This is a genomic window from Nonlabens ponticola (assembly GCF_003966335.1).
GTDB classification, from domain to species: domain Bacteria; phylum Bacteroidota; class Bacteroidia; order Flavobacteriales; family Flavobacteriaceae; genus Nonlabens; species Nonlabens ponticola.
This window is the reverse complement of record NZ_CP034549.1, coordinates 186,776-202,239: the sequence shown is the minus strand read 5'-3', so window position 1 is coordinate 202,239 and position 15,464 is coordinate 186,776. Positions and strand designations below refer to the sequence as shown.

At 41.6% G+C, this 15,464-nt stretch carries 11 protein-coding genes and 1 tRNA gene; 3 read left to right on the top strand and 9 right to left on the bottom strand.

Annotated features, from left to right (window positions below; translation table 11 throughout):
- Positions 1-366, bottom strand: coding sequence for a BlaI/MecI/CopY family transcriptional regulator (locus EJ995_RS00840; RefSeq protein WP_126444687.1), 366 nt, complete (start codon positions 364-366; stop codon positions 1-3).
- 649 nt (positions 367-1,015) lie between these two features.
- On the opposite strand from EJ995_RS00840, the gene EJ995_RS00835 reads away from it, so the two are divergent.
- Complete coding sequence (locus tag EJ995_RS00835) at positions 1,016-1,756, top strand: hypothetical protein (protein ID WP_126444685.1); 741 nt, start codon at positions 1,016-1,018, stop codon at positions 1,754-1,756.
- 88 nt (positions 1,757-1,844) lie between these two features.
- Here EJ995_RS00835 and EJ995_RS00830 read toward each other — a convergent pair whose 3' ends face one another.
- The gene (locus tag EJ995_RS00830) at positions 1,845-3,230 is read right to left on the bottom strand and encodes a dipeptidase (RefSeq protein ID WP_126444683.1); all 1,386 of its coding nucleotides are present in this window, start codon (positions 3,228-3,230) and stop codon (positions 1,845-1,847) included.
- Positions 3,231-3,401: 171 nt separating this feature from the next.
- On the opposite strand from EJ995_RS00830, the gene EJ995_RS00825 reads away from it, so the two are divergent.
- Positions 3,402-3,483: transfer RNA gene (locus EJ995_RS00825), tRNA-Leu, on the top strand.
- A gap of 46 nt (positions 3,484-3,529) precedes the next feature.
- The gene (locus tag EJ995_RS00820) at positions 3,530-3,784 is read left to right on the top strand and encodes a GIY-YIG nuclease family protein (protein WP_241234662.1); all 255 of its coding nucleotides are present in this window, start codon (positions 3,530-3,532) and stop codon (positions 3,782-3,784) included.
- Between the two features lie 114 nt (positions 3,785-3,898).
- Here EJ995_RS00820 and EJ995_RS00815 read toward each other — a convergent pair whose 3' ends face one another.
- From EJ995_RS00815 to EJ995_RS00785, 7 genes are all read right to left on the bottom strand, one after another.
- Positions 3,899-5,281, bottom strand: a complete 1,383-nt coding sequence (locus tag EJ995_RS00815; protein ID WP_164549854.1) for an alpha-amylase family glycosyl hydrolase — start codon at positions 5,279-5,281, stop codon at positions 3,899-3,901.
- Positions 5,282-5,447: 166 nt separating this feature from the next.
- On the bottom strand, positions 5,448-7,475 hold the full coding sequence (locus EJ995_RS00810; RefSeq protein WP_126444679.1) for a carbohydrate binding domain-containing protein: 2,028 nt from the start codon (positions 7,473-7,475) through the stop codon (positions 5,448-5,450).
- Positions 7,476-7,493: 18 nt separating this feature from the next.
- Positions 7,494-8,708, bottom strand: a complete 1,215-nt coding sequence (locus EJ995_RS00805) for a T9SS type A sorting domain-containing protein (RefSeq protein ID WP_126444677.1) — start codon at positions 8,706-8,708, stop codon at positions 7,494-7,496.
- A gap of 62 nt (positions 8,709-8,770) precedes the next feature.
- On the bottom strand, positions 8,771-8,983 hold the full coding sequence (locus EJ995_RS00800) for a hypothetical protein (protein WP_126444675.1): 213 nt from the start codon (positions 8,981-8,983) through the stop codon (positions 8,771-8,773).
- A 17-nt stretch (positions 8,984-9,000) separates the two neighbouring features.
- On the bottom strand, positions 9,001-11,820 hold the full coding sequence (locus EJ995_RS00795; RefSeq protein ID WP_126444673.1) for a T9SS type A sorting domain-containing protein: 2,820 nt from the start codon (positions 11,818-11,820) through the stop codon (positions 9,001-9,003).
- 6 nt (positions 11,821-11,826) lie between these two features.
- Positions 11,827-14,091, bottom strand: a complete 2,265-nt coding sequence (locus tag EJ995_RS00790) for a glycoside hydrolase family 3 N-terminal domain-containing protein (protein ID WP_126444671.1) — start codon at positions 14,089-14,091, stop codon at positions 11,827-11,829.
- 6 nt (positions 14,092-14,097) lie between these two features.
- Complete coding sequence (locus EJ995_RS00785) at positions 14,098-15,435, bottom strand: glucoamylase family protein (protein ID WP_126444669.1); 1,338 nt, start codon at positions 15,433-15,435, stop codon at positions 14,098-14,100.
- Positions 15,436-15,464: the final 29 nt, after the last annotated feature.

Sequence of the window (15,464 nt, the reverse complement as noted above, 5' to 3'; positions counted from 1 at the left end):
CTAGGCGTCTTTAATTTGGTCATCAATAATTTTCTTGAGTTCTTTCAGTTCTTTTTGTGATAGATTGGTTTCTTTGGTGAAGAATGAAGCAAACTGCGAGGCGCTGTCGTTAAAGAAATTCTTGATCAATCCGTTGACATGCTTTGAGAAGTAAGCGCTTTTTTCAATAAGTGCGTGGTACTGACGGCTATTTCCATACAATTTGTAGCCAACAAAACCTTTATCGGTCATGCGTTTGAGCATGGTAGCGATGGTCGTACTTTTAGGTTTGGGTTCAGGGTAGGCTTCTAGTAAATCTTTCATAAAGGCTTTTTCCTTTTTCCAGATGATGTTCATCAATTCTTCTTCTGACTTTGATAACTTCATTTCTATGTATTTAGAACCACATCTACAAATGTAGAATAAAAATGCAATTCTACAAGTGTAGAAGGTGGAATTTTCAAATTCCAAGCTCCAAGCTCCAAGCTCCAAGCTCCAAGTTCCGAGTTCCAAACTGCTTGTTCGAGCGAAGTCGAGAACTATTTTAATGGGAAAAACCCAAGTTCCAAGTTCAAAATCTCGAATTCCAAGCTCAATAATCTAAGATGTACTGTCATGCTGACGCAGGTCCGCATCTCGCGCTGGAATAGATGAAACTACAAAATATGCCAAGTGAGGCATAGGTAATAGATGTTGAGCAAAACTCAGCAAAACAGGCTCAAGTTGCGATAAATTGTCGATCAAGAGTTGATATACGATTAACGATCATGTGACTGAGCTGTTGTATTTCTCAATCTTGGTGCCATAGCACGATGCCGTCTTGCAGGATAGATGCTAATATTTATAAGATGATTGCTATGGATGCGGTCGGAAAGAAATTAAGCTTTCGCGAAAGCGTAAACCTCAAAACAATTCAATCCAAATCCAAGTTTTTAGTATAAACATGCTTTTAATCGATTTTTACTATTTTTAATCTTCAAAAAGTACCCTACTCGACTAATAAAAATCTAATTTTAATTACCATAAGTGAATAAAAATGAAGAGACTCTACATCGTTATCGTTCTCTTGTGCTTTTCCCTTACTTCAATGGCACAAGTAGGTATAGGTACTACCGATCCTGATCCATCATCATTGCTGGATGTAAGCTCAACGACCCAAGGTATGTTGACACCTAGGATGACTAGTGCGCAGATTGCTGCAATTGTAAATCCTGCCAAAGGCCTTTTGGTCTATGATACTGATATCGATGCCTTTAATTATTATGATGGTAATACATGGCAAGAGATGTCATCGACAACGACCAATAGCGATTATACGGGTTGGGCAGTTTATAATGATACGCAATTTACCGACACATCACCAGGACTGGTAGCTGCAAATACTACCTACTACTTACCTAACAATGCGGGTAGTAAGATTGAATCACAGTTGCCCGTGGATGTTTCTGAATTCTATAATGTGGCCTCGCAAACGATCACTGGACGCAACGGCGATGGTCTCAATGTGGTTATTGAATTTAAAATGAGACCTCGTACAAATGAGGATACTCGAGTTACTCTATCCATCAACATTGGAGGTACGGTAGGAAACATCTACACCAGGGATTTTGTGTTGACTAAGGGTAATGGTATCGAGCACTATTACTTGAGTTCCTTCAATGCCTACACCTTAAATACTTGGGAAGCTAACGGCGGACGCGTTCTTATACGCTGCACAGAGCCAGTCGATATCTATGATATACGTTATGTGTTGACCAGAACTCATAAAGCTAGGTAGTCTGGTTTTTATACCGCTTTCGCGAAAGCGTAAACAAAAAAGTCCCATGAACTACTCATGGGACTTTTTGATAGAGTATTATTTACTGCTACTTCTTCATCGCGGTGTAGTGCTTGTAAAAATGTGGAATGGTCTCGATGCCCTTAAGATAATTCCAGACGCCAAAGTGCTCGTTAGGCGAGTGAATGGCATCGCTGTCCAGCCCAAAGCCCATCAAAATAGACTTGCTATTAAGTTGCTTCTCAAATAGCGCGACAATAGGAATGGAGCCACCGCTACGTTGTGGAATAGGTTTTTTACCAAAGGTATCTTCATAAGCTGCACTAGCTGCCTGATATTCTATGGAGTCGATAGGCGTGACGTAGGCTATACCACCATGATGTGGCATTACCTTGACGGTGACACTTTCTGGTGCGAGGCTCTCAAAATGTTTCTTGAAAAGCTCTGTAATTTCTTTCCAGTCCTGATCTGGAACCAGGCGCATGGAGATTTTGGCAAACGCCTTGCTGGCTATGACGGTTTTGGCACCTTCACCAGTGTATCCACCCCAAATACCATTAACGTCTAGTGTTGGTCTTATGCTGTTGCGCTCATTTGTGGTGTAGCCTTTCTCACCATGCTCTGCGTTGATGTCCAGCGCCTTATTGTAGGCCTCTTGAGAGAAAGGTGCTTTGGCCATTTCGGCACGTTCTTCTGTGCTTAGTTCTTCAACTTTATCATAAAAACCAGGTATGGTAATATGATTGTTTTCATCATGCAATTGCCCAATCATATCGCACAAGATATTAATGGGATTGGCAACGGCACCACCGTACAATCCAGAGTGCAGGTCACGATTGGGTCCTGTAACTTCTACCTCTACATAACTAAGGCCACGCAGGCCTGTCGTGATGCTAGGCGTTTCCTTAGAAATCATACCGGTGTCTGAAATCAGGATCACGTCATTAGCCAATTTTTCCTGATTGCGTTCTAGGAACCACTCCAGTGACTCGCTACCTACTTCTTCTTCACCTTCAATCATGAATTTGACGTTACAGGGCAACTCGTTGTTGGTTGTCATATATTCCATCGCCTTGACGTGCATGTACATCTGGCCCTTATCGTCACAGGCGCCGCGCGCAAAGATGGCGCCATCAGGATGCAGGTCGGTTTTTTTGATGACTGGCTCAAATGGTGGGCTGTCCCATAATTCTACAGGATCTGGCGGTTGCACATCATAGTGACCATAAACTAGAACCGTAGGCAGATCCTTATCGATCATTTTCTCTCCATAAACAATAGGATATCCTGGCGTCTCACAAATCTCAACATGATCACAGCCTGCTTTCTTGAGCTGGTCGTGAACAACCTGTGCTGTCTTGATCACATCGTCCTTGTAGGCAGGATCTGCACTGATGGATGGAATCTTGAGCAAGTCAATAAGCTCGTTGATAAATCGGTCTTTGTGTTGGTCTATATACGGTCTGGTATTCATGTAAATGATATGGTTTGAGGTAAAGATAGCAAGCAGCATTTTTCTTTATGCAAAGAATTTGTAATATCTCAAAAGTGTGTATATTTGCCGTCCCAAACAGGGAAAACCAGTATGCTTCGGCTACGCTCAGCAACCTAGTTTTAGTTTGCATAAAGTAGTCAGCAAAACTCTGCGGATGTGGTGGAACTGGTAGACACGCTAGACTTAGGATCTAGTGCCGCAAGGTGTGCAGGTTCGATTCCTGTCATCCGCACAAAAGCCTCTTCATTTGAAGAGGCTTTTTTTGTTATTATTACATTATGATATACTCAGTTTATGCTATTTCCAGTGTAGAAAAAAATTATATCTATGTAGGTATGTCTTGTGAGGTAGAGAAAAGAATTGCCGTACACAATTCAGGTAATAATAAAACCATAGCTCCTTACGCTCCATATGATGTTCTGATGGTGGAGAAAGTTGGAATAGAGAGACAAGCCGCTAGGATCCGTGAAAAATATTGGAAAAGTGGCACAGGCAAACGACAGCTGAGAAATTTAAGGGATAAAAAGTTCTAGTGCCGCAAGGTGTGCATGTTCGACCTGCTTGCCAGAGGCACGACAGGCAGGTTCCTGTCATCCACACAAAGCCTCTTCAATTGAAGAGGCTTTTTTATTAAATCATAACAGTACTTAATCAAGTATTAGAAACTCATACGGCTGTAGATCGATGGACCCAGTCAGGCTCACCGTATTAGAGGTAGTGATGTTACTCCACTCAGTATTTTGTAAGCTAGAAGGTATAGCATATGAGACTTCACGGTTTCTTATGTTTGCTATTATTAATACGTCGTCATTGTTGAGTGTTTTTCTAAAACTTACAACATCATCATTTGAGAAATCTTGTGTACTTCCTTTTCTCGCACTTGCAGAGCTGTTGTAAAACGCAATCATTTTTTGGTAAGATTCCAGCATATCTGGATTAGCATCAAAGTCGATCCTAGAATTTGAGAAAAATGGCACGTTGGATGATCGCCCTACTTCCTGGCTACTATATATTAGTGGCACGCCATTCATAAAAATAGTGATGGTTGAAGCAGCGAGCGCTCCTTGTTTACCACCAAAAAATTCTATAGGCGTCGCCGCAAATGCTGACTCATCATGGTTTGTAGTATAACGCAACACTTGTTTGCCATCGGGAACGGTAGCATATTCTTCTTCACTTTTCTCCATGATACTGGTTGCCGGTTGACCTTCAAATGCATTGATCATGGCACCGTAGAATTCAAATCCAAAGTTTAAATCAAATCCTGACTGTAGATGATCTTCGCGATTTCCTTCGGCTAGCTTCACGAGTTTTCTATTAGGAATCGCATCAAGCTCATCCCATGCATCTTCCCAGAAGTCTGCTGGGACGCCATCTGCATAGTCGCAGCGATAGCCATCGATATTTGCTTCTAGGATCCAGTATTTCATAGCATCTATCATCGCTGACCTCATTTCCTGATTGTCAAAATTCAAGTCTGCCACGTCCTGCCAATTGGTACCAGATGGAATGACTATGTTACCAGCTGCATCTTGAGTGTACCAGTCCTTATTCTCGATCCACTCGTTGTCCCAAGCTGTATGATTGGCGACCCAGTCCATAATTACGGCTATCCCAAGAGAGTGAGCAGCATCAGTTAATTCCCTTAAATCTTCTAGATCTCCATACTCATTGCTTACTTCTTTATAATCCCTTATGGCATAAGGCGACCCGACAGATCTTTCTTGTCCCTGTGGATGGATGGGCATGAGCCATATCACATTGATACCCAGGTCCTCAATATGATCCAATCGATTGATAACACCACGTAAATCGCCACCAGCACTCATAGCTCTCAAATTAGCTTCATACATTACTACGTCCTCCGTATCGGGAATTTGACCAAACGGAGTGCCGTATTGCGAGTATGCTGTATCGTCAATAGGATCCACAGGAATGCTGGAGTCATCATCCACTCCTTCATCACTTGATTGGCATGCGCACAAAAAAGTAACCACAACAAGTGCTGCCCAACGGCTTACTTTATTCATTTTAATGTTATTTGGTATTGAATTAAAAGATACTAAATTAATCAATATGTAAGGTGGTATGTGGTAATCACGCTTTCGCGAAAGCGTAATCATAACCACCTTCCTTCAATTTAATGACTGGATAAAAAAAGTCGCCTAGAGCATTGCTAGGCGACTTTTCATTGATTTATGGTGCTTCAAACCTGATGTCGTCCAGGTAGTAGATGTCTGCGGTTGACGTGTTGGTCTCACCAGCGTTAACAAATAGGACAAGTGCGTCGTTTCCAGCACCTATTGCAGCGCTGAAGTCAAAGCTGATCTCTGTCCACTCGCCAGTGACCGTAACGTCTGCAAAAACTTCTAGCGGCGTGCCACCTTCTAGCTTTGCAAGAACAGGAACTGGCGCAGGATTATCAGACAATATCTTTAATCGTAGCGTGCTGTTGTTGGTAAGATCAAACGGTCCTTCAAGATCTATAAATAGATTGTCAAATGGATCTGTACCATTATCAGTGTATCGGCCTACATTGGCACTTCTGTTTTCACAGCTCACGTCAGGATTAGGCACGACTGGCGCATCCTCGACAGTAGGTACGGCACCTAGATGATAGTTTTGCTGGCAATTGAAATCGCTGATGATCGTCAAGTCTGGTGTGACATTTTCACAGTCTTCATCAATGACTCCACATGGATTTTCCACAAATCGCAGATCATCAATATAATATAGGTCTGTGGTGGTACCATCTTCCTGACCGAAGTTGAAGAAAAGGATCAGCTGGTCATTACCTTGATCTGCCACAGGCGAGAAGTCAAAGGTGTATTCTACCCATTCGTTCACAGCCGTAATTTCTCTGGCAATTTCTAGAGGTGTGTCGCCACCTTCTACTTTGGCCACGAGTGGCGCCTGTTGTGTAGAATAAACCTTAATGGAAAACACGGGACGCTCTGACAGGTCGATGTCGTCCTCAAAGTCAATGAGTAAATTATCAAAGCCTTGTGTGCCATCGTCTGAATATTGACCTATAAGATCACTCATGTTCACGTCGTCAGGATCAAAGTTTTCAATGGTGCTGATCAAGGCAGGATTCACACCCAAGGTATAATTCTGCTGGCATTCAAAATCTGAAATGATGGATAGATCCTCGTCAACGCTCTCACATGGATCTACAAATTCTTCAAATTGTAGGTCGTCGATGAAGTAGACTTCAGCCTCATTTCCATCCATGCTGCCTGCATTGAAGAAGATGATCATGGTGTCGTTGTCATTGTCGACGGCATCTGCAAAATTGAATGAGTATTCTACCCATTGATTTGCGGTAGTAACCGTTGCTGATTGCTCCACAGCTTCTGAACCGCCTTCCAGTTTTACTGTAAGTATTCCTGGGGTAGGCGCATAAACCTTCATGGTAAACAATGGTTTTTCTGATAGATCAATCGCGTCGTCAAAATTGATTTGCAAGTTGTCAAAAGCCTCGGTACCGTTGTCCACGTATCTACCTACATCACTGCTTTGATTGATACCACCAATAAAGGGATTGTCGACTGGTTCAACACTGGTTTGTTCTGGGTCTGCGCCCAAAAAGTAATTCTGTTGACATTCAAAATCGCTGATGATGGATAGATCTGCCACCACATCCTCGCAAGGATCGATAGTAAGTTCAAATTTGATATTATCGATCAAGTAAATATCATTACCGTTGTTTTCAATACCGCTATTGAAGACAAAATTGATTTGATCAAAGCTTTTATCACGATCATCAACTAGGTCTACTTCATACTCAATCCAGCGCTCGTTACCTGCGATGATGACTTCATAAGAAACCGTTCCATCTGGATCGCCCAATAATTGAATTTCTAGCGTTCCTGTAACATCTGTTTTTACGGCAAACGAGAGTGTAGCGTTGGTAGATAAATCCAGGTCATCGTCAAACTCGATAACCAGTGCATCTGTGGCGCTGGCACCATCGGTATACTCTCCTACAAATCTTGATAGGTTATCGCCAGTCTCACTGGGATTTCTGATGACTTCAACTCCATTGATATTGACATTTGATTGACACTCAAAATCTGTTACCACAAACGGGTCTGGAACAACATCTTCAGTTTCACATCTTTCAAAAGTCAACAATTCATATCTCTCTAATTCCCGTTCACAAGAATGCAGTAAGGTTACTACTAGAACCAGCAGAGAATATTTGAATAACGGAGTTTTCATCTTCAATTTATTTAATCATTATTGTTTTACAAACTTGATTACCGCTTTAGAAGACGATGAATTAAGTCTGATAAAATAGATACCTGTAGTCAGATTATTCACATCAATCGCAGCAGAGATATTCTCATTTTTGCTCATGATGGTCTTACCTGAAACGTCTAGTATCTGATAGCTTTCTATAGTGTCAACTGAAGAAATATTCAGGATGTCAGCAGCTGGGTTAGGATATAGTTTGATGCTGTTCAAGAAATTTTCATCGATGGAAGCAGTAGCGCTCTCAAAACTCAAATCGTCTAGAAAGTAAACATCTGTAGTTGTACCATCAGTTACCGCTGGATTGACAAATAAAGCTAGGCGTGTATTTCCATTACCTTGTGAATCTGAGAAGTCAAATGTGAACTCCTGCCACTGGTTTACCTCACTGAAATCAGAGTAGATTTCCTGCGCTGTTCCACCTTCAAGTTTTGCAAGAATTTGAACGGAACTGGTTGAGTAAAGCTTCACACTGAAAATAGGATTTGTAGATAAGTCAATTTCTGTCCCATAATCTACGACTAGTGCGTCAAAACCATTGGTTCCATCATCAGTGTATCGTCCTACGTTTTCACTGGTGTTGATTCCTTCTTGGAATGGATTCTCAACAGTCACAATTGCACCTGTAATAGGCTGCGATGGTGCAGAGCATTCAAAATCTGTAATCACAGGACCTTCACATGGCACTGCTTCTTCTTCTGGTTCTTCAAAACCTATATCATCCACATAATAGATGTCAGTTGTTGTTCCACTGGAAACTGCTGGGTTTACAAAAACCACAACTCTTGTGTTGCCGCCATCTGCAAAAGCGCTGAAGTCAAAAGAGAATTCCTGCCACTCGTTGACTTGACTGAAGTCAGAAAAGATTTCTGGTCCACCACCACCTTCAAGCTTTGCCAGTATTTGAACCGAAGTAGGCGAGTAGAGCTTAAGCGTTAAGACACTGTTTGTCGATAGATCAATAGGCTCGCCGTATTCAATACTAAAGTTGTCAAAACCTTGTGTTCCATCATCTGTGTATTCACCCACGTTTTCACTGGTGTTGATGCCACCAGGAAATGGATTTGCCACGGTAACCAGCGCACCCGTGATAGGATTAGATGGTTCACCACATTCAAAGTCTGTGATAAGTGGTTCATTACATTGTCCATACCCTAAATAGGATATTGCACATAAGGATAAGAGTAGAATTTTTTTCATGATATGTAGATTTAGGTAATCGTTTGTGTTTTGGGGTTGCTTGAGTTGTATACTGCTAGCAATCAGTTATCTTTTTTGAGTTTTTTGTAGCCTATGAATGCTCCAGCGCCCATGGCAATCCATATCAGACTATCTATTGGTGCCATTTCCACGTCTTCAACATCACCATCTTCTGGTACGCCTATTTGAGCATATAGATCACCATCAATCAAGGTCATGGTGAACAGGATTACCGCCACCAGTACAAATCGTTGTAAATATTTATTGCTATTCATGTTGTTCAGTTTTTTGATTATTGAATGATCACTTTTTGCGAGGTCGATGTACCGTCTTGGATAATCTCCATGATGTATATTCCTTGACTTAGGTTAGATACATCTAGAGTTTGTACACCAGCTATTTCGGCTAGCTTGATTTCTTGTACATTTTGACCTAACGAGTTGTAAATGTGTACCTGCGCTGGACCAGCAGTAACCTGGCTCAGTTCAACATTAACAACCCCATTGTTAACAGGATTAGGGAATAGTTTAAAGCTGGTCGCTTGATCATCTGTGTTTGATAGTGTGCTTTTCGCGAAAGCTAAATCAAAACGATCCTCACTGCTACTAGAGTCATTTGAAGAGTCCACAGAGAACTCTACAAGGGTAACCGAGTCGTTCTCAAGAAGCGTTGAGGTGTTCGTAAAGTTGTCAACCAGATAGGCATTGACATCATCCAGTCCATTGATGCTGATTTTCATGGTATAGTCAGTCATCGTATAATTGGTCATGGACAAATCAATGATTTCCTCATCGACAGGCAACGCTCGACTTTGAATACTAAAGAGTTGGCCATCTGCCATACTGGCCATGTTTTCATCAAGATTGGTGGCTTTCAATGCATCTGTTGTCTCAAGGGCATTGCTATACTGGTCTGAAAATCTCACAACAAGTGCATCTCTAGGACTCTCGTTGTTTGCAAAAGCTGCTGTGTCAAAGAGATTGATGCTCACTAATGCATTACTTGAATTGACATCTACAGCATCTGGCGTCTCAAAAGGAATGGAAACTGGGCTGTTGATCGCCTTATCTACCTCGCTGAATGTGAGCGATGGATTTGCAGTTCCATCAGTTCCAGGATCTAGCGTATTGATGAAAACAGCGCTACCTGGCTGTAGGAATCTTGAAGCCTGTGTAGTCGATGCGTCATTACCAGCATTTGCTCCTAGAGAAAAGTTGGTGATGTCATCTGTACCATCTGTAGCCGCGCCAAAACCTACGGTTACAAAAGCACCGCGATCTCCCAAGGTAGGATCATAAACATGAATGAATTCCTGATTGATTTCTGTAGCTGTATTTAAAACCTGCTCCATATTGACTGGTGCCTGGTAAGGGTTGGCAATCAAGGATGATCCATTGCCACCTGCCTCAAAATCGCCTGTGTTAAGCTGTGTGTTTCCTAGTACTAGATTTCCTCTAAATAACGTTCCTGCACTTGATAAGGTAGTTGCTGTAGCCGCTGCCTCATTATCTGTAAGATCTACAGAACGATCGCCACGTACAAACAGTAGGTATCCTGTCCCATGTTCTAGATTTGTCGCCGTGGTAGTGATAGCTTCATAGTTTGCTGGTGCAGCTTGCTCGTTGACGGTAAACATGGATGGATTGTTAGTTCCTGTTTCATCAAAACCATTGCTAGCACCACCATTTCCTGTAATGTGCGTATTCAATTGCCAATTTGAACTGATAGGCCCAGCGTTTTCAACAGCGGTAGAAACCAATCTGTAAGATCTGTTGGAAGCTGGAATGTATCGCTCAACTGCTATCGCGCCGTTAAAAGTTGCATTGGTAGCATCAGCTACCGTTGCAGTTCCATTCTCATCACTTTTTAAGGTCAGCGTACCATTTGAAGTAATCTGTGAAGCGTTGGGTGTTAGCGTTCCAAAAACATTAGTCACACCTTGACTATCTAAAGTAGAAGTTACATTCAACCCTTGAGCATCTAACATTGCACCTGACGCTACAGTCACATTTGCAGCGAGTAAATCACCTGTTGTTTGCGTTGCACCAGCCTGAATGACAATGTTGTCTATGGCACTTGATGGATCAATTACATCGTTAGGAATGTTGGGCGTCCAGCCTGTGGTATCGTTCTTATAGCTATAAACTGTTCTTTCAAGGGTTCCAAATTGAAGATCATCGATAAAGTAAATATCATTGGGTGTTCCTGATTCAACAAATGGGTTGAAGAACAATACTAAACGAGTGTTACCTTGACCAACAGATGCGCTAAAATCAAAAGTGAATTCTTCCCAAGTGTTTACTTGACTGAAGTCTGAGAATATTTCCTGTACCGTGCCGCCTTCTAGTTTGGCTAAAATTTGTACGGAACTTGGCGAATAGAATTTGAGCTTAAAAATGCTATTCACAGATAAATCGATAGGAGCTCCATAATCAATCACAAGAGCATCAAATCCTTGTGTACCGTCATCAGTATATTGACCTATGTTAGGGCTGGTATTCGTTCCACCAGAAACTGAATTGCCTACAGTTACCAATGCTCCATTTATAGTGTTGGAGAATGGTGCGCATTCAAAGTTGGTTATAAAAGGTTCTTCACAAGGCGTGAGTACGGTGCTGTCAAATCGAATGTCATCCAAATAATAAACGTCTGCAGGTGATCCGTTTTCAACTCCAGGATTGACAAAAAATACCACTCGTGTGTTACCGTTTCCTTGCGAGGCGCTAAAATCAAAAGAAAATTCTTGCCACGTGTTTACCTGACTGAAGTCTGAAAATAGCTCTTGTTGCGTGCCACCTTCTAGTTTCGCTAAAATCTGAACTGAATTGGTGGAATAGAATTTAAGTTTCAAAACTGGATTTACCGACAAGTCAATGGGTGACCCATAATCAACGACCAATGCGTCAAATCCTGCCTGACCGTTATCTATATACTTACCTACGTTTTCACTTCTATTAATATCGTGCGGAAACGGATTGAGCACGCTGGTCAATGCTCCAGTGATAGGATGTGATGGATTCTCACATTCAAAATCTGTGATGTCTGGATCAACGCATTGCGCTGCGCCCGTGAACACAGAAAGAATTAAAACAAAAAGTAAAAATTGTTTCATAATGATTTAGGATTTTGGTTTTTGATAATCGAGTTTGAATGAATTGGTGAATTCATGGTCTGAGGTTCCAGCAAGGAATAGATCGTAATCACCAGCCTCATTGATAAATTCTAATTTATTGTTGTAGAATTTCAATTGTTCAGATGTTATAGTGAACTCTACTGTTTTTGTTTCGCCTTTTTTGAGGTAGATTTTTTCAAAGGCTTTTAATTCTTTGACAGGTCTTGTGATACTGGCAAATCGATCTTTTATGTATAGCTGTACCACTTCTTCGCCATCATGTGATCCAGTATTGGTAACAGTGATTGAAACAGTAATGGCTTCATCTTCAGATAAGGTGGCGCTAGACAATACTGGTTTTCCATAGCTGAACGATGTGTAGCTCAAACCATAGCCGAATGGATACAACGGTGAATTAGCCACATCTATATATTTTGAAACATAACGATCGTGTGCGCCAGGCATATCTTCTGGTCTTCCGGTTTTTTTCATATTGTAGTGAATCGGTACCTGACCTACGTTTCTAGGGAACGTCACCGTAAGTTTGCCAGAAGGATTGTAATCACCATATAACACATCAACTACTGCATGACCGCCACTGGTACCTGGGAACCATGCTTCTACAATAGCATCTGCCGCTTGATTTTCATAAGTCAAATTCAATGGTCTACCGTTGTAAAGCACCAATACAATTGGCGTCCCTGTTTTCTTGATTTCTGCAATCAGTTTCTGTTGGTATCCAGGTAATAATAAGTTGGTTCTACTGGCAGCCTCGCCACTCATTCTTTCTGATTCTCCCATGACCATCACTACTGCATCAGCTTCCTTAGCAATTTTTATAGCATCGGTAAAGTCTGGTTTAGATGTGTCTTCTATTTGACAACCTATGGTGTAAGAGAAATTTTTCTTCTGAGCTTCAAAACCTTCTTTTACACTGACAGCGATACCATCTCGATCACCTTTTGCTGCCCAATTTCCTATGATGTGAAATTGATCATCTGCTAGCGGTCCCATGAGTGCTATCTTTTGTGAGTTCTTCAGTGGCAGAACATTGTTCTTATTTTTCAGCAAGACCATTGATTTTCTGGCCGCATCTCTGGAAAGCTCTAAGTGATCTTTGTGTAGGATTATCTCTTTTTCAGCCTGCTCGTTTGAATATTTATAGGGATCATCAAATAGACCCAGCTTGAATTTAAGTCTCAATATATCACGCACTGCCTGGTCAAGTCTAGAAATAGTGATTTTTCCATCTTGTACAGATTTCTTCATGTGATCTTTAAACACACCACCTTGCATATCCATATCAACGCCAGCATTCATGGCTAGCTCACCAGCGTGTTCCAAATTCTCAGCGGTGCCGTGTTGTACCATCTCATTGATAGAGGTGTAGTCTGTCACCACAAATCCATTGAAACCCCATTCGTCTCTCAAGATGTCTTTCAACAAGTAATCGTTACCTGTCGCTGGTACACCGTTCAATTCATTAAAGGCTGTCATGAATGTGGCTACATCTTGATCAAGAGCTGCTTTGAATGGCGGTAAATAAGTTTCCCATAAGGTATTCATGGACATATCTACCGTATGGTAATCACGTCCAGCCTGTGCAGCGCCGTATGCGGCATAATGTTTCGCGCAAGCAAGAATAGAATATCTGTCTGCTAAATCATTCCCTTGAAATCCTTTTACTCGTACTCGAGCAATTTCACTTCCTAAATAAGTGTCTTCACCAGCACCTTCTGAGATTCGTCCCCATCGTGGATCTCTGGCAATGTCAACCATTGGAGCAAATGTCCAGTGCAGACCTTCGGCAGCAGCTTCTTTAGCAGCGACGGCAGCAGTTTTTTCCATAAGGTCTAGATCCCAGCTGGAAGCCTCACCCATAGGAATTGGAAAGATGGTTTTATATCCATGTATTACATCATAACCGAATAACAATGGTATGCCTAGTCGTGTTTCCTCAACCGCTACTTTTTGTAATTCTCTAGTAAACGCAGATCCCGTTGCGTTGAAAATAGCGCCTATTTCGCCTGCTTTTAAATAATCCACATAGTTGGGATCCATTATTGGACCCGTTTGATCTTCGATACTTGAATAAAGCACCGTCTGACCTATCTTCTCATCAAGCGTCATGATAGCAAGAAGCGAATCGATTTTGGCCTCTATTTCAGCATCCGTAGGTGGATCAATGGGACTTGCATCTTGTTGGCGTGTGAAACTGCTTGCCAGCAAAATCCCAGCTAAAAGAACTGTTATATAAATCGTTTTCTTCATCGTTTCTTAATAAGTGAATCCTAAAAGATCAAGTCCATTCTGTACTTGCTCGTCTTGCATGAATAAATTCCACAATAGTTGAGTTCTGTAATTCTCAATCATACCTACGATTGGACCTTGATCAATTGCTAGGTAACTGTCATCATACCAATTGAACTCTTCGCTAAAAGCATCGTAAAAACCGTATTCTCCCCAAAGTCTATCGTTGAGATTGTAATAGAAATATTCCAACGCTTTTTGTGATTCCTCAGGTGTGTATGGGAAAGAAGAAAGTGCAGCAGTAGGCGTTATGACACCTATGTCGTTCAATGGATCATGAACTGCATAACCGTTAAAATCATTGCTGGCAGTCAAGCCCCAACTATCACCACCATATCCTAAATATTCATTGGGATTGTTGCGGCAGTATTCGTAATTTATGAGTGAGTGAGCTGTGTTTTGCTCCATATAATTAGCGTACTGATCCGACAGATTTCTGGGATCCAGACCTATGAAAGAATAATGTGCATAGAAAAGTGGACCTCCAAAGTCTACACCTAAAGGCAGTCTAGTTCCTACATAAGTATTTCCATTAACCATTTGTCCATTTCTAGACCAGCCATTGTCATAAGTCTCTTTGGTTATAGGGAACGTATTGGATCCAGCCGCTAGAACATAAACCATCAACGATTCATTCCAACCTTGAATTTGTAAGTCAATAGCAAATTCGTTTTCAGGTGACCAGTGCCAGGTCATTGAATTTTGACCTCTTTCAAACCAACTCCATTCTACATTATCATAAATGGTTGAAATTCTGCTTCTGATGTCGGCTTCAGCATCATCATCCGAATCAAAGTATTGTTTATTAATCAGCAAACCTTGAAGTAGAAACGCTGTCTCCACGATGTCTGCACCGTCGTCCAATTCACTGAAGTCTCTCGTGACGCCCGTATCGCCTAAATACCAATGCGAGAATGCTCCATGATAAGTTTCACAGCTTTCTAAGAAGTTGAGTATTTTGTCTAGCCTTTCAATGGCTTCAGCTCTAGTGATCCATCCACGTTCTACGGCTGCAGGAAAGGCTGCAATACCAAATCCAGAACCACCAGTGGTGACCACTCGGTTTCCATCGCCACCTATTGCATCATCTCTTGATGTTTCTCGTGCAAGTCCACTGTTTTCTTCAGCAAAATCCCAGAAGTAATTGAATGTTCTTTCTTGGGTAATATCCAGTAATTCTTCAGTCGATATTCTTTCTACCGCAGGTTCTTCTACAAATCCAACATCCGGTGGCGGCGCAGTAAAGTCTTCATTGGTACAATTTGTTACAACTAAAATGACTACTGCAAGCGTTGTGAATTTCATTGTCTTTATAATTTTTGAGTACTCTCTCA